Annotated in this window: 17 protein-coding genes and 1 pseudogene; 6 read left to right on the top strand and 12 right to left on the bottom strand. The window is 65.7% G+C overall.

The annotated features are described in order from the left end of the window. The first annotated feature begins 34 nt into the window (after positions 1-34). Positions 35-262 carry a hypothetical protein gene (locus M2432_RS12065; protein ID WP_280827042.1) on the top strand — a complete coding sequence of 76 codons (228 nt, stop codon included), beginning with the start codon at positions 35-37 and terminating at the stop codon, positions 260-262. Here M2432_RS12065 and M2432_RS12070 read toward each other — a convergent pair. Together M2432_RS12070 and M2432_RS12075 are read right to left on the bottom strand one after the other, a co-directional pair. After that, a complete protein-coding gene (locus M2432_RS12070; protein ID WP_280827043.1) occupies positions 259-612 on the bottom strand; it encodes a nuclear transport factor 2 family protein in 354 nt (117 codons plus the stop codon). The two genes, M2432_RS12065 and M2432_RS12070, sit on opposite strands and share 4 nt — an antisense overlap. 90 nt (positions 613-702) lie before the next feature. Continuing rightward, positions 703-2,325, bottom strand: coding sequence for a carboxylesterase family protein (locus M2432_RS12075; RefSeq protein WP_280827044.1), 1,623 nt, complete (start codon positions 2,323-2,325; stop codon positions 703-705). Positions 2,326-2,458: 133 nt separating this feature from the next. Here M2432_RS12075 and M2432_RS12080 point away from each other — a divergent pair, with 133 nt between their 5' ends. Next, complete coding sequence (locus tag M2432_RS12080; RefSeq protein WP_280827045.1) at positions 2,459-3,712, top strand: cytochrome P450; 1,254 nt, start codon at positions 2,459-2,461, stop codon at positions 3,710-3,712. Here the strand turns inward: M2432_RS12080 and M2432_RS12085 are convergent. Further along, the gene (locus M2432_RS12085) at positions 3,678-4,319 is read right to left on the bottom strand and encodes a TetR/AcrR family transcriptional regulator (RefSeq protein ID WP_280827046.1); all 642 of its coding nucleotides are present in this window, start codon (positions 4,317-4,319) and stop codon (positions 3,678-3,680) included. The genes M2432_RS12080 and M2432_RS12085 overlap by 35 nt on opposite strands. 92 nt (positions 4,320-4,411) lie before the next feature. Between M2432_RS12085 and M2432_RS12090 the strand changes: the two genes are divergently transcribed. Continuing rightward, positions 4,412-4,795: a hypothetical protein gene (locus tag M2432_RS12090; RefSeq protein ID WP_280827047.1), complete on the top strand. Its 384-nt coding sequence runs from the start codon at positions 4,412-4,414 to the stop codon at positions 4,793-4,795. On the opposite strand, the gene M2432_RS12095 is transcribed toward M2432_RS12090, so the two are convergent. The 8 genes from M2432_RS12095 to mftA form a co-directional block, all read right to left on the bottom strand. Beyond that, positions 4,790-4,924, bottom strand: a complete 135-nt coding sequence (locus tag M2432_RS12095) for a hypothetical protein (RefSeq protein ID WP_280827048.1) — start codon at positions 4,922-4,924, stop codon at positions 4,790-4,792. The two genes, M2432_RS12090 and M2432_RS12095, sit on opposite strands and share 6 nt — an antisense overlap. 244 nt (positions 4,925-5,168) lie before the next feature. After that, positions 5,169-6,557 (bottom strand): mycofactocin system GMC family oxidoreductase MftG, encoded by a 1,389-nt coding sequence (mftG, locus tag M2432_RS12100; protein WP_280827141.1) that lies wholly within the window; start codon positions 6,555-6,557, stop codon positions 5,169-5,171. Continuing rightward, positions 6,557-7,969, bottom strand: a complete 1,413-nt coding sequence (mftF, locus tag M2432_RS12105; protein ID WP_280827049.1) for a mycofactocin biosynthesis glycosyltransferase MftF — start codon at positions 7,967-7,969, stop codon at positions 6,557-6,559. Before mftF ends, mftG begins: the two co-directional genes overlap by 1 nt. 13 nt (positions 7,970-7,982) lie before the next feature. After that, entirely contained in the window at positions 7,983-8,735 is a 753-nt protein-coding gene (gene mftE / locus M2432_RS12110; RefSeq protein WP_280827142.1) for a mycofactocin biosynthesis peptidyl-dipeptidase MftE, read from the bottom strand. Positions 8,736-8,873: 138 nt separating this feature from the next. Further along, positions 8,874-10,058, bottom strand: coding sequence for a pre-mycofactocin synthase MftD (gene mftD, locus M2432_RS12115; protein ID WP_280827050.1), 1,185 nt, complete (start codon positions 10,056-10,058; stop codon positions 8,874-8,876). A gap of 3 nt (positions 10,059-10,061) precedes the next feature. Beyond that, entirely contained in the window at positions 10,062-11,252 is a 1,191-nt protein-coding gene (gene mftC / locus M2432_RS12120) for a mycofactocin radical SAM maturase (RefSeq protein ID WP_280827051.1), read from the bottom strand. After that, positions 11,249-11,581 carry a mycofactocin biosynthesis chaperone MftB gene (mftB, locus tag M2432_RS12125; protein ID WP_280827052.1) on the bottom strand — a complete coding sequence of 111 codons (333 nt, stop codon included), beginning with the start codon at positions 11,579-11,581 and terminating at the stop codon, positions 11,249-11,251. The genes mftC and mftB overlap by 4 nt, the downstream gene beginning before the upstream one ends. Before the next feature lie 2 nt (positions 11,582-11,583). Further along, positions 11,584-11,691: a mycofactocin precursor MftA gene (mftA, locus tag M2432_RS12130; RefSeq protein WP_280827053.1), complete on the bottom strand. Its 108-nt coding sequence runs from the start codon at positions 11,689-11,691 to the stop codon at positions 11,584-11,586. 101 nt (positions 11,692-11,792) lie between these two features. Here mftA and mftR point away from each other — a divergent pair, with 101 nt between their 5' ends. Genes mftR through M2432_RS12145 form a run of 3 tightly spaced genes read left to right on the top strand, consistent with a single transcriptional unit; the run spans position 11,793 to position 14,227 of the window. After that, on the top strand, positions 11,793-12,380 hold the full coding sequence (mftR, locus tag M2432_RS12135; RefSeq protein WP_280827054.1) for a mycofactocin system transcriptional regulator: 588 nt from the start codon (positions 11,793-11,795) through the stop codon (positions 12,378-12,380). A gap of 57 nt (positions 12,381-12,437) precedes the next feature. Next, entirely contained in the window at positions 12,438-12,953 is a 516-nt protein-coding gene (locus M2432_RS12140) for a sigma-70 family RNA polymerase sigma factor (RefSeq protein WP_280827055.1), read from the top strand. Beyond that, positions 12,950-14,227: a VOC family protein gene (locus M2432_RS12145; RefSeq protein ID WP_280827056.1), complete on the top strand. Its 1,278-nt coding sequence runs from the start codon at positions 12,950-12,952 to the stop codon at positions 14,225-14,227. Before M2432_RS12140 ends, M2432_RS12145 begins: the two co-directional genes overlap by 4 nt. A 3-nt stretch (positions 14,228-14,230) precedes the next feature. Here M2432_RS12145 and narI read toward each other — a convergent pair. After that, positions 14,231-14,947 (bottom strand): annotated as a pseudogene (narI, locus tag M2432_RS12150) (respiratory nitrate reductase subunit gamma); the annotation flags it as partial. Positions 14,948-14,949 lie beyond the last annotated feature (2 nt).

A 14,949-nucleotide genomic window follows, 5' to 3' on the forward strand; every position in this document is an offset into this window, starting at 1 on the left:
GGTCGCGCTTCTGGTAGCCGTCGTCACCGGCTTCGTGTCCGCATGGCCTATCGGCGCGGCGTTGTTCGGCCCCGATTTCGCATCGGACTTCGAGGACGGCACGCATACCTACCAAGTCGGAGCCGCACTTGCCTATCTGCTGGAGACCGCGGCCGTCGCGCTGGTGCTGGGGTGTCTCGGCACCGGTCGCGCCGCGGTGTGCTGCCGGGTACTGGCCGCGCTGGGGATCGTGCTGCTCCTGGCCATCAGGATGTCGGCCTAGTCGAGGTACGTGCCGTGACCCTCGCGCACCAGGGCGCCGTCGAAGATGAGCACCTCGTTGACCAGCCGCCCACGCTGGTTGCGGTAGTTGATGACGATGGCCTGCGTGCCGACGTATGTCGCCACCACTTCGAAGTGCAGATCGGGGAAGGCCGCCAAGGCGTCCACCCAATACCGGCGCAGCGCCTGCTTGCCCCGCACCACTCCCCCGGACTCGGGCAGAATGCCGGCGGCCACAGGTGAACTGAAGACGACGTCGTCACGGAAATGCGCGAGCACAGCTTCGACGTCGTGGTCATTCCATGCCTGAACCCAATGCCGTGCAAAAGCTTCTGCGTCAGCAGCCTTCATGTTCACCTCACAGTCATCCGCCGAAATCGACTTAATGGCCGGTTTTTCGTGTACTTTGGCGCCCGTTTGTCCGTTTGGGCGCAAAGAAGATCAGTGTTTGAGGCTTTCCCAGAATGCGCATTGGTGGACGGCCTCGAAATCGCTCGTCACCTGGGTGCCGTCGGGGCGAAATGACAGGCGCTGGTCATCGGTACCGCCGGTCAGCTGCGGCCACTGCGGTCCGCCCGGAGCCTCCGGCCTGCCGGTCGCGACGAACGCGCTCCAGTAGTCGATCATCTGGTCGGACAGCGCCAGCTGGGCGTCTGACATCGGCGGCGCCCCACCCATGTCGAAGATGTATCGCAGATCCAGCGAATGGCTGGCGCCGAGTGGAAATGGCAAGTGGCTGAACGGATCCGGTGTCGGTGGGGCCGGATCGCTGAACTCGTAGCCATAGACCGACGCACCGTGGGTCAGCGCGTCACCGATCCGGTCACCCACACACGAGAACACACCGTCGGTGACCGCAGCCGAATACGCTTGCGGAACATTGCCATTGAATTTGCTCAGCGGGTAGTTTTCGGCCACCGCCGCGGCGTCGGCGCCGAATGTCGACGACAACAGATGCGGGTATGACGCGGCGGTGAACCGCTTCCCCGCCCTGACATATTGCAGCGCAACGAAAAGCGTGAACTCGTCCCGCGTGGTGCCGATCACCACCGGCACCTTAGCCGCCGAACCCGTATCGAATGCAGTCACCGGGTCTACCGGAAGCGAAGCCGTACCGAAGACCGGACCGCTGAGCGAGTCCTCACCAATATGGTAGTACCACACCGGCTTTCGCAGCCGTTCGGCCGGAATCCGGCGCAGGCAATCGGCCGCGGAGGCAGGATCGGTGCATCCCAGCGCGTTCGCATAGGCCGTGCTGGCGCGCTGGGCCTCGGGCAGCGCAACCTGCGCCTGGCACGGGCCGCTCTGGATCATGGCCGCCCGGAACAAGCCCGCCGAATCCGGTGCGACCAGATGGTCACACACCGACATTCCGCCGGCGGACTCGCCCGCGATGGTGACCTTATCGGGGTCGCCACCGAACGCGGCGATGTTGTCGTGCACCCAGCGCAGCGCCGCCTGCTGGTCAGCCAAGCCGTAGTTGCCGACATCAGGGCCGTCGCCGAGTGCGGGGTGGGCCAGAAAGCCCAGCGCACCCAGCCGGTAATTCAAGGTCACCACGACCATGTCGCCGCGCGCGGTCAATCGCTTCGCGTTGTAGATGCCACCGCTGCCGTTGATGAACCCGCCGCCGTGAATCCAGACCAGGACCGGCCGCCGGCCATCGGAGGGCTTCACCTCCGGCGTCCAGACGTTCAGGGTCAGGCAGTCCTCGCTGGTGTTGCGCCCCATCTCGAGGTCACCCTCAGGGTTCTGCAGACACCGCGGACCCGGCTCGGCAGCATCGCGGACTCCCGTCCACGGCACCGCAGGAGCCGGCGGCCTCCACCGCAACGGACCGATCGGCGGTGCGGCATAAGGGATTGCACCGAAAAAGCGAAGATCGGGCGCGAGCAGCCCGCGCACCGTTCCCGACGCTGTCTGCACCAGAGCCGGATCGGCCTCCGCTGTCGCCGCGGTGGCGGGAGTGGCACCGTCACCGCGGCCGCACCCGGCGAGCAACACCACAGCGGCGGTCAGGGCGAACACCCGACGCACCGCACGGCTCGCAGACAAGGACGACATGGAGCCCGAGCCTACTGAATCAACGCCCCGGTCACCCGATCGCGGCAATCCACGACGAGTGACCCAGAGCCGACCTATATTACCAAGTACACCATCAAAACCGCAGGTCGAGCGCGAGGATGTCACAGATTTGATGAGCACACGCACCATGGACGAGGCCGCCAAGGTTCTGGCCGACCCCACCGCATACGCTGACGATCAACGCCTACACACCGCGCTCACCCACCTTCGCACAACCAATCCGGTTGCCTGGGTTGATAATCCACCGTATCGACCATTCTGGGCGGTTACCCGGCACGCCGACATCATGGCGGTTGAGCGGGCAAACGACTTGTTCATCAACGAACCGCGCCCACTGCTGGCCACCGCGGCCGCCGACGACCTGGCCCGTGCCCAACTCGAAGCCGGCATGGGACTTCGCACCCTGATCCACATGGACGACCCACACCACCGCAAAATTCGCTCCATCGGGGCCGACTGGTTCCGGCCGAAGGCCATGCGGGACCTCAAGGCCCGAGTCGACGCCCTGGCCAGGCGCTACGTGGACAAGATGGCCGAGAGCGGCCCGGAATGTGACTTCGTCACCACAATCGCGGTCGACTATCCGCTGTACGTGATCATGTCGCTACTGGGGCTGCCCGAAGAAGACTTCGGCCGCATGCACATGCTCACCCAGGAGATGTTCGGCGGCGATGACGACGAGTACAAACGCGACAGCGGATCGCTCGAGGACCAACTCGCGGTCCTGATGGACTTCTTTGCCTACTTTGCGACGCTGACCGCCTCGCGTCGGGCCAACCCCACCGAAGACCTGGCATCGGCGATCGCCAATGGCCGGGTCGACGGCGAACCGCTCGGCGATGTCGACACCGCGTCCTACTACGTGATCGTGGCCAGTGCGGGCCACGACACCACCAAAGACGCCATCTCCGGCGGGCTGTATGCACTGATCGAAAACCAGGGCGAACTCGCCAGGCTGAAGGCGAACCTGGATCTGATGCCGACCGCGGTCGAGGAGATGATCCGCTGGAGCACCCCGGTCAAGGAGTTCATGCGCACTGCGACCGCCGACACCGAAATTCGTGGCGTGCCGATCGCCAAGGGCGAATCTGTTTATCTGGCTTACGTTTCCGGCAACCGGGACGAGGAGGTTTTCGCCGACCCGTTCCGGTTCGATATCGGCCGTGACCCCAACAAGCACCTGGCGTTCGGCTACGGCGTGCACTTCTGTCTGGGCGCCGCGCTGGCCCGAATGGAGATGAACAGCTTGTTCACCGAACTGCTGACGCGGCTGGATTCGATCGAATTAGCCGGTGCCCCAGAGCTTTCGGCGACCACCTTCGTGGGCGGGCTCAAGCATCTGCCGATCCGGTATTCGTTGCGCTGACCGAATGCGTGGCCAGGAATCCGTCGACGGCCGCGGCGGCGATCTCGCGGTAGTCGAAATCGGGCAACGTGCTGATCTTGCCCAGCACGATCGGACCGAGTAGCAACGCCGCAGCGCGCACCCGGTCCACCTCACCGAGTTCGGCTATGGCATCGGGACTGCCGAGTACCGCGTCGAGCGGTTCGGCGTACTGCGCGGCCACCCGTTCACGCAGGCTGCGCATCTCCTGGCTCTCGACACCCCCGCCGCCCCATGGCAGGTGCTCGAGGTTGCCGCCCAACGCCAACCAGGACATGGCAGCCAGACTCACCGGGGCCTCGGCGATCAACTCTGCCTGGGCATTGACCAATTCCAGCAGTCGATCCCGCAGCGTTCCCTCGCTCGGCGGTATCGGCGCCGGCGGGATCACTGCGTGAAATGCCGCTGCCAGCAAGTCATTTCCACTCGAAAAGTGCCGGTACAGCGTGGCCCGGGCAACGTTGGATGCCCGGATCACCGCGTCGACCGTCACCGCGCTGGGCCCACCGGCGCGCAGGAGCGAGGTCGCCGCGTCGAGCAGCTTCGCCCGCGATCTGACCGTCCGCGGATCGCTGCGTTCGCCTGGCATGCGGCAAACTCCTCCGCCTAGGAAACAAGACAGTTAGTCTTGTTTTGCGACTTCTGACCCGCTAGCCAGCGTACTCATCGAACGGAGTCCACATGGTCACCGAGCTGACCGGGGCGCCAACGACAATCACCTCGCCCCGCCGGGCAGTCACGGTGCTGTTCCTGGTGATGTTCGGCTTCTTTTACCTGGCGATGCAATTCATGCAACTGGTGATGGGATACAGCCCCATCGGCACCGCCGTCGCGCTGTCACCGCTGGCGGTACCCATGCTGGTGCTTTCCCCGATGTCGTTGTGGTACCTGCCCGGGCTGGGCCTGCGGTTGGTGGTCTTCACCGGCCTGCTCCTGCTGGCCGCCGGCCGGACGTGCCTTCGACTGGTCCACTTGGATTCACCGTACTGGGATCTGGCGTGGCCTCTCCCGCCCGCAGCACCGGCGTCGGAATCTTCACCGCCCCAACGACATCGGCGATCATGACCGCGACACCACCCGGGAAATCGGGGCGGCCCTGGGCATCGCGCTGACCGGGTCGTTACTGGCCGCCGGATACACCAAGAACATCAGCCCAGCGCTGACAGGCTTTCCGCCGACCGCACGCGAGGCCATCCGCGGCTCGCTGGCGGGCGCCACAACTGCAGCCGCCTGACTCGGCCCGCGCGCCGATCAGCTGATCGGCACTGCACGGTTGGCGTTCCTGCACGCAATGCAATCCACCCTGCTGGTACTGGCGGTGATCACCGCGATCGCCGCCGTGGTCATCGCGCTCCGAGGCCCCGGACGCGGTCGTTCGTCGTTGCTGCCGACGCCATTACCCGGTTGGCATCGTCATCAACGTCGACAATAAAGCTGTTCAGCCGCTGACGAATTCGGCCGCACGATGGCCGATCATCACGATGGTGGCATGCGGACCCCGCCCGGTGATACCGGGCAGGATCGACCCATCCACCACCCACAGGCCGTCGATTCCGAGCACCCGGCACCGGGGATCGACGACGGCCCACTCCTGCCCGTCGGTCCCCATCGGCGCGGTTGCCGACAGGTGTTGCGCCGTGGACCAGGACGGGTCGCCGACCATCGTCGTGGCCCCGAACAGTTCGCGCACCCGGTCGTAACCGGCACCGAGAACCGTTGCGTCGGCTGGGTCGGCGTGGTAGCGGTGCTCGATCACCGGTGGCACCCGCGGATCGGCAGATACCAAGCGAACTCGACCGCGAGACTTCGGACGCATCAGCGAAATCCCGATGTGCACCGGATCCACATCGGCGGTAGATCCGGTCATCGCAGCGAAACCGCATGTGTAAGGCCGTATTTCCAGCCCACCGTCGGTCAGCAGCACCTCGACGGGAGGACGGCCCGGAGTGCCGGGCCAGTCGACTGGCACCACCAATTCCGGATGATCCGCGGTATTGGTGCCCACGGGTAGGTCCGCGACCACCGGCAGCCCGGCGGCCCGCAGCTCACCGGCCGGACCAATCCCGGACAGCATCAGCAGGTGCGCCGATTCGATTGCCCCGGCGCACAACACAATCCGATCGGCATGCAGGGTCATTTCACCATCTGGGCCCGAGCAAGCGATTCCGGCCACCCGGTCCTGATCGAACAACACCTTGAGCACCTTGGTGCCGGTCAGCAGCGTCAGATTGGGCCGCCCCAGCGCAGGCACCAAGAAGGCCTCCCCGGGCCCGTGCCGGAACTGGGAGTCGGCCACATTCAGCGGCACCGCCCCGATGCCCCGCCTCTCGCCGTTCGCCCCGTTGAGATCGTCGATCCACCGGTACGCCGCGGCCGCGCCGTCGATGAACGCGCGCGCCGCCGCACCGAAATCGGCGGTGCGCCGCACCGGAATAGGTCCCTTCAGACCATGTTCAGGGCCGGTGAAATCACGGTCGGATTCGATGGCCCGGTAGTGCGGCAGTACGTCGTCCCAACTCCAGCCGGGCAGCGCCCAGGCGTCGAAGTCTGCGGCCGCGGCCCGGCAGAAATAGCCGCCGTTGACCGCGCCCGAACCGCCGACCACTGCGCCACGGACGATGCCGACCGGCTGGTGTGGATCATGCGTCAACGTCGTTCGATGATGCCGGCTGACTGGACTGTCGGGGCCGATCGGCAGCACCCAATCATCGGCGGGAGTCCAGGCCGGGCCGGCCTCGACCAATGTGACCCGGCAGGACGGATCCGCGGAAACACGTTCGGCCAGAACGCAGCCGGCACTGCCCGCACCGACAATCAGTACATCGATCAAGTACGGATCTCGGGCTTGAGCGCGCCCAGGTGACGCTCCTTGAGCACGCCACCCCACAACCCGACGCCATAGGCGATGTCGTCGAGCCGCTTGAGCACCAGATACGTCAACAGCCCAACCCGCTGAACTTCCTCGTCGACCGCCTGCTGCCGCCGAACCCAGTCGACAACACCGTCCACCACGGCAGCGATCAGCACCACATGCCGCCATCGGCGGAACAAGCAGGCCAACACCATGGCCACCGGCCAGTAGTGCCGACAGAGCGCCGCGGCGAGCTGCAACGCCGCCGCCCATAGCCCCTGCGCGGCCACCGCCGCGACCTCGCGGGGCTCGGTTTCAACGGAACGCAGCGAGTTTGCGATGCGTTTGCCCGTGATTGCCGCCACGATAGTCGAGGCCAGATAACCGACGCCCGAACCCATGGCCAGCAGCACCCACACCACCAGCGTCCATCCGGAGATGACCAGCGGCGCGGTCTTGCCCGGATGACGCAGCGCCAACGGTGCGGCCGATGATCCGTAGAAAGCCTTGCGGGTGAACCACTCTCGCAGATCGGTGCGGTGCTCGTGGGCGACCAGCGCGATCGGCTCGTACCGTAACCTGGCACCTGCCTCGATGAACCGCCAGCACAGGTCCACGTCTTCGCCGCACTGCAGCGTCTCGTCGAAGCCGCCGACTTCGTCCAACACCGACCGCCGGCAGATGATCGCCGCGCTCGGGACGTAGGCCACCGGGCCGTAGGGCACCACAGGTGCCTCGCGGATTCCCAGATCGAGCGAGGAGCGCACGGCCTCGTACCGGGCGATCAGATTCTCGGGCTCACGCAGCCCTACGATGCGCGGGGCTACCAACGCCACGGCCGGGTCACAAAAGTGCCCCAGAAGCGCTTCTAGCCACCCGCGACGGGGCACCACGTCCGAGTCCAGGAACGCGACGAAGTCTGTCTCGCAGGCCGCCAGCCCGGTGTTGCGGGCTGCGGCCGGTCCGCGACTGACGTCATGGTGCAGTACCCGCACGTCGCAGTGGTGGCCTTCCAGATCAGCGGCCATCAGCGGTACCGCCGACCCGTCGTCAACAACCACCACGCGCAGTCCGCGCAACGCCCCGAGCAGTCGTACCACGCCAATTGCGTTGTCGCGCACCGGGATGACGATGGTGACGTCGCGGTACGACGGCCCCGTCGCCGGGCGTGGATGGGCGACGGTGGCGTCCAGCAAAGTGCGGGCCAGCTGCGCACTCTGCGCGTCATGCACCTCTAAGCGGCCGCCGTCGAGCATGGTCTGCGCCGCGGGTGCAAGCTTCAGCAAGCGGGTCGGCGACCCGCCGAGCAGCGCCGAACCCTCGCCGAGCACCTTGACCCGTCGATCCACCTGGACGACAAACCCATCGGGCAGCCTTGGACCCGTCATATTCTGGTCGCCTTCACGCCAGCATCCCCCCACTACCCGGCGCCCAGGCGCCGATTCGGCGGACGCAGGTTTGCACCATCTCTGCAAAGATACGGGCGCCCTCGGCGGCGGTCGCCGTCGTGGGGTCGCCCAGCACACCAACCGGGCTGACAGCCGCCACCCCGCCGCTGCGCATCACCGGAAGCAGCTCGCGCAGAGGCGCGGTGTTGCCCGGCACGGTTTCCGACAACCAGACGTCGCCGGGTGAAATATGTAGCAGTACAGACGTTTCGGTATGCCCCGCATGAGCGTCGGCTCCCGCAGCCGCGCACGGGTACCAGGCCACGTCCCGCCCCTCGGAGCGCAACAGCGAAGTCGCAGCCGTCAGCGCGGCCACATTGCCCCCGTGTCCGTTGACGAACACCACCCGGGACGCCCAGTTGCAGGCCGAACGGCCGAACTCCACCAGCAAATGTTCCAAAGCGGCCAGTCCGATCGAGACGGTGCCCGGGAAACCCTCATGCTCGCCACTGGCGCCATAGGCGATGGCCGGCGCCACCGTCCACGCCGTCGACCCATCGAGGAGCTCGGCGGCGGCAACGGACACAGCGATGGCGATCCTAGTGTCGGTGTCCAGTGGCAGGTGCGGCCCATGCTGCTCGGTAGAACCTAGCGGGACGATCACGCAAGGCTGCAGGGATCGCAGGTGCCTCGACGTCGAGTTCCCGAGCTCGCATGGGAAGGCCACCCGCCGATGGTAAGCCGAATTAGCCTGGAGTGCGCCAATTGTTGACGTATCGGCAACAATTGGTGGACAAAGAGCGAACAATCACCGGATTCCAAGGGTCCAACTCACCACGCCAGCCACGGCAGCCACGCGCGTTTCAGTAGTGCCGTCGACATTCGCGATCGGGTCAGCGCCGGTTCAACTACGTGGAACGCCCAGAGTCCGGGTGAAACCCTCCGGCACCAGAACGTCATCGGGACCGAGGTCATGCACCGACGCCTTGCCCAGACCGCGCAGCGCCGAATCGATGCCGCCGTGCATGATGTCGAGCACGTTCTCCACACCGGTTTGGCCTTCGGCCGCCAAGCCCCACAGGTACGCCCGGCCGATCATCACCGCGCGGGCACCCAGGGCCAGCGCCTTGACCACGTCGCTGCCGCGCCGGATGCCGCCGTCCAGCAACACCTCGACCTGTTCGCCGACCGCGTCGGCGATAGCCGGCAGACAACGAATCGAGGCCGGGGTGCTGTCCAGGTTGTTACCACCGTGGTTGGACACCGAGATGGCCGAAACACCTGCATCCACAGCACGTTTGGCGTCGTCGACCCGGACGATGCCCTTGAGCATGAACGGCCCGCCCCACAACTCCCGCAACCAGGCGATGTCTTCCCAGGTCGGAGCCGGGGTACCCATCCACTCGCCGTAAGCCTGGAAGAACGGCGGGCCGGCCTCACCCTTGGCACCCTGGTTGGGCACCGAAAGGGCCGGTGGCCGCAGGGTCTTGGCCCACTGGAAGAACCACCGCGGCTTGGTCATGACCTCGGGGCTCATCTTGATGATGGTCTTGAGATCCATCTTCTCCGGGATCTTCGGGCTGCCCCAGTCCCGGCCGTGCGAGAAGCTCCAGTCGGTGGTGACGATCAGGCCTACCGCACCGGCGGCGCGGGCACGCTCGACCCGAGCGGCGATCGCATCACGGTCACCGAGCCAGTACACCTGGAAGAAGGTCTTGGGGTTCACCGCAACGACCTCTTCGATTGGCTTGCTGGCAAAGGAGGACAGGCCCATGGCGGTGCCACGAGCGGCAGCGGCTCGCGCCACCGCCACCTCGCCGTCCGGGTGCACAGCCTGAACACCCGTCGGCGAGATCACCACCGGCAGCGAAATTTCTTGCCCCATGACGGTTGTCGCCAGGTCGCGCTTGTCCAGCGCGCCGATGACGTGCGGGGCGAAGCCCAGCTCGCCGAACGCCTCTACGTTGTCGGAGACGGTCAAGCCCTTTTCGCTCGCCGAGATCAGCGAGGAGTAGGCGGACTTGGGCAGTCGCTTCTTGGCGCGCTGCTGCGCGATGGCGACGGTTTCGAACCAGGTATCACGAGCCATGATCTATACAGGACTTTCGTTGCAGAATTTCTGGGGGGCTTTAACCGGCATGGCCAGCAATTTGAGCGGAATCGGCCCTTTACGGCCGCCGCTGCGCGAATGGTCGATGTGCGACTTGGGCTTTTCGCGATCGGTTGCCAGCGCGGGCTCACCGAAGCCCTGTACGCATTCGGGGTCGGGACCGTCCATGGGCAGTCCGGTGAAGAATTTGGCCGCCATGCAGCCGCCACGGCAGCTGTCGTAGTGTCCGCAGCTACCGCAGGCACCGGCCGACTGCGGCTCGCGCAGCTCGCGGAACAACTGCGAGTTCTTCCAGACGTTGTCAAAACCGTTGTCGCTGAGGATGTTCCCGGCCAGGAACCGCTCGTGGATGGCGAACGGGCAGGCGTACACATCACCAACCGGGTCGATCAAGCACACCACCCGGCCGGCACCGCAAAGGTTGAGCCCGGCCAACGCGCCTGGCTCACCGAGCCCGGACAGGTGGAAGAACGAATCGCCGGTGAGCACCCGCTCGCCCTTGGCGACCAGCCAGTTGTAGAGCTGGACCTGTTGCTCGGCGGTGGGGTGCAGGTCGTCCCAGACGTCGGCGCCGCGGCCCGAGGGGCGCAGCCGGGTGATCCGCAGGGTGGCGCCGTACCGGTCGGCCAGGGCCTTGAAATCATCGAGTTGATCGACGTTCTGCCGTGTCACCACGACCGAGATCTTGGCGTCCTTGAAGCCCGCGGCAGAAAGGTTCTCCAACGCCCGGATGGCCATGGCGAATGAACCCGGCCCGCGCACTGCGTCATTGATCTCGGCAGTGGCGCCGTCGAGTGAAATCTGTACGTCGACATAGTCGCTGGCGGCCAGCCTGGCGGCCACTTCTTCATCGATGCGAACGCCATTGGTGGAGAACTTGACTCCGACGTGGTGTTCGGTGGCGTAGTCGACCAGCTCCCAGAAATCCGACCGTACGGTCGGTTCGCCACCGCCGATGTTCACGTAGAACACCTGCATGCGCTCAAGCTCGTCGATGATGTCCTTGCACTGCTGGGTGGTCAGCTCGCGCGGGTCGCGCTTGCCCGACGAGGACAGGCAGTGCACGCAGGACAGGTTGCACGCGTAGGTCAGTTCCCAGGTCAGGCAGATTGGCGCGTCGAGGCCATGCTCGAACTGCTCGATCAGCCGGGGTACGGGTGCCGTGGAGGTCATGGGGCTGTGGATCCTTCTGGGCTGTTCTGGTCCGCCGGCACCAGCATCTTGGACTGGACCAGTACGGCGAAAGCGTGCAGATACGGAGCTTGCTGATCGTCGTCGATCCCGGCGGCGCGGCAGGCACTACGGACATCCGGGTGCTCGGCCAGCGAGTTGACCACCTCGACGATGGTTCGGTTCTTCAGAAACGAAAGCTTGCGGGTACCAAAGTGATACAGCAGCGCGCCAAATGGCTCGGGCCGTACCGCGACCTGGTGGTGCAGCCGCCAGCCGCGGTCGGGATCGAAGGCCTGTGGCCCGGTCCGGGCCGCGGCTGGAGCCGACATGGTCAGTAGACCCCACACATGCCGTCGATCGAGACCTCTTCGACCAGCGTCTCGGTCAGAAGTTCGGTGTTATTTGCAGTGCCAGTCTCAACGTGCTGATTCGAGTCCATGGATCGCCCCTTTCGCTACCGTGGCAGTTGTCGGGACTCGACAACTGTGATCCAGGTCGCAACAATATGGCATTGAGTGCCGAAATGGAAGGGCGGGTCTGATGGTCGCCGGTCGACGCCGTTCCACCACCCAGGACCACATCACCGATGTCGCCCTCGAACTGTTCGCCACCCGGGGCTTCGACGATGTCAGCGTCGACGACGTCGCCCATGCCGCCGGGATCTCCCGGCGCACCCTGTTCCGGTACTTCTCCACAAAGAACGCCATCCCCTGGGCCGACTTCGACGCACACCTGGAGCACCTAAGGGACCTGCTCGATACGGTCCCGCAGGACATCCCGCTGGATGCGGCATTGCGGTCAGCACTGTTGGCATTCAACAGCTTTGACGAATCCGAAACGCCCCGGCACCGCCGGCGGATGCGGGTGATCCTGCAAACCGACGCGCTGCAGGCCTACTCGATGACCATGTACGCCGGCTGGCGCGGCGTAATCGCGGTGTTCGTCGCGAAACGGCTGGACATCAAATCGACCGACCTGGTGCCGCAGACCGTGGCGTGGACTGTGCTCGGGGTGGCGCTGACCGCCTACGAGCAATGGCTGGCCGACGAGACCGTCATGCTGCCCGACGCACTGGGTCGCGCGTTCGACGTGGTCAGCGCCGGATTACGTGAGCTGAACACATGCTGAGTCAAAAATTTTCCGGCCAGCCGTCGGAAAACCGCCGCCCGGCGCGACGATAAGGGTGTGGGCGACGAATCAGACGATGACGCTCCGCAGACACTGCTGGCGCTGTACGACGAGGCGCTACCTGCGGTCTACGGGTACTTCGTCCGGCGCTGCAGCGATCGGGGCACCGCCGAGGACCTGACGTCGGAGACGTTCCTGGCAGCCATGGACGCCGCCCGCCGTGACGTGCCCCCGGTCATCACGGTGCCCTGGCTGATCGGCGTGGCGCGGCACAAGCTGGCCGATCATTACCGCCGCCGGCACGACCGATTCACCGTGCCAGTACCCGAAACACCTGAACCAGCAGAGCCTTTCGATGATTGGGACGCCGAACTGGACCGGATCGTCGCTGAAGCTGCGCTGTCGCGGTTACCCGAGCACCACCGGGTGGTGCTGGCGTTGCGGTATCTGGACGACCGGTCGGTGCCTGAATGCGCCGAGCTGATCGGCCGCACCGTGCACGCCACCGAGACACTGCTGGTGCGGGCCCGGCGGGCTTTTCGAACCGAGTATCAGGAAGGGGGTGCGTCATGACGCAGTACAACGGCCGCGATCCACTGCGCGTGTTGTCCGGTGACGAACCCCCGATCGACCCCGACCCCGAATTCGCGGCCCGGCTGCGTGCCCGGCTGGAATCTGCGGCCGGTTTGCCGAGAGGAGTTGTTGTGAGTGGAACTGACGCAGCCATTGCGGAACTGAACCAGCCTGATCCGATAACCGCCCCACCGCGACCGGCGGCGCTGCCCTACCTGGCGGTCGCCGACGCCCGGGCAGCGATTGCCTGGTATGTCGACGCGCTCGGCGCAGCGACGGTCGGCGAACCGATCGTGATGGACGACGGCCGAATCGGGCACGCCGAGTTGGCACTGGCGGGCGGGGTGCTCTACCTCGCTGACGAATTCCCCGAGATCGGGCTGAAAGCACCAGCACCCCAATCGATTTCGGTAAGTCTCATGCTCACGGTGCCGAACACCGACGCCGCCCTGACCCGCGCCCGCGAGCACGGTGCAGAAGTGCAGCGGGAACCCTACGAAGCCCACGGATCGCGCACCGCCGTGGTGATCGACCCGTTCGGCCACCGCTGGATGTTCACCGGTCCGGTCTCAGTCGTGGGGTCGCTGATCCGACACGGCGACATCGGGTACGTGTCGGTGCAGACGCCGAATGCCCAGCGCGCCGCCGCCTTCTACCACCACGTGCTGGGCTGGACGTACGACCCGTCGACCCACCAGGTCACCAACAACCAACTGCACACAGGCATCTTCCAGACCACCGGCCCGCACACTCTGTTCTGCTGCTACGCGGTGACCGACCTCGACGCTGCCCGGCGCGCCATCGTGGCCGCAGGCGGACAGGTGGGTACGCCCGAGAATCACGAATGGGGCGCGACGCTCGACGCCACCGATTCACTGGGCACCGACTTCGCGGTGTTCCAGCCTGCGCCGGGCATTCCCCGGCCCGCGCTGAATGGCGCAGGGCCGGGCGAACTTTCGTATCTGACGTACGAGGAGACGGACTCGGCCGCCTTCAAGGAGTTCTACGGTCAGGTGCTGGGCTGGACGTTCGAGCCCGGCCGGGTCGTCGACGGGTGGGCGTTGCAGGGCTGCCAGCCGATGTCCGGGGTGGCCGGCGGCTCGGCCCGCACCGCAGCCGTCCCGATGTGGACGGTGACCGACATCGATGGAGCCGTGGCGCGGGTGCTCGAGGCCGGGGGTTCGGTTATCGACGCGCCGTCGCGTCAGCCGTACGGCATGTCAGCCCAGTGCACTGACGATCAAGGCGCCCGTTTCTACCTCGGCTCCTTGTGATGGCTACCAGCCGCGGCGGCGCGGCGCGGAGCCGACCAGTTGACCCTGCTTCGCCACATCGCGGCTGCGGTAGACGATGTATGGCCGGAACAGATAGCCGATGGGCGCACTGAATACGTGCACCAGTCGAGTGAACGGCCATAGACAGAACAGCACCAACCCGATGGCGACATGCACCTGGTAATACACCGGCGCCTCTTCCATCAGGTCACCGCGAGGCCGGAACACCCAGATGGACCGGAACCAGATGGAAACGGACTCCCGATAGTTGTAGGCCTCACCGAACAGGCCCGAACCCAACGTCGTCGCGGTCAACCCCGCCGCAATGGCGGCGACCAGGAACACGTACATCACCTTGTCGTTGACAGTGGTGGCCATGAACACCGGTCCGGTTGATCGGCGCCGGTAGATCAACAGGACTATGCCGGTCAGCGTCGCCACCCCAGCGGGGAATCCCAGCAAGACGGCCTGCACGTGATAGGCGTGTTCGCTGAGACCGGCTGCGGTGGTCCAGGATTCGGGGATCAACAGGCCTATGACGTGCCCGGCGAACACGACCAGGATGCCGAAATGGAACATGGGACTGGCGATCCGCAGCAGTCTCGACTCGTACAACTGTGACGACCGGGTGGTCCAGCCGAACTTGTCGTAGCGGTAGCGCCACCAACTGCCGACGACGACCATCGCCAGCGTCACGTACGGGACGATGTTCCAGAAGATCC

Origin of the sequence: Mycobacterium sp. OTB74, from assembly GCF_029892685.1 — a bacterium.
In the GTDB taxonomy this organism is placed as follows: domain Bacteria; phylum Actinomycetota; class Actinomycetes; order Mycobacteriales; family Mycobacteriaceae; genus Mycobacterium.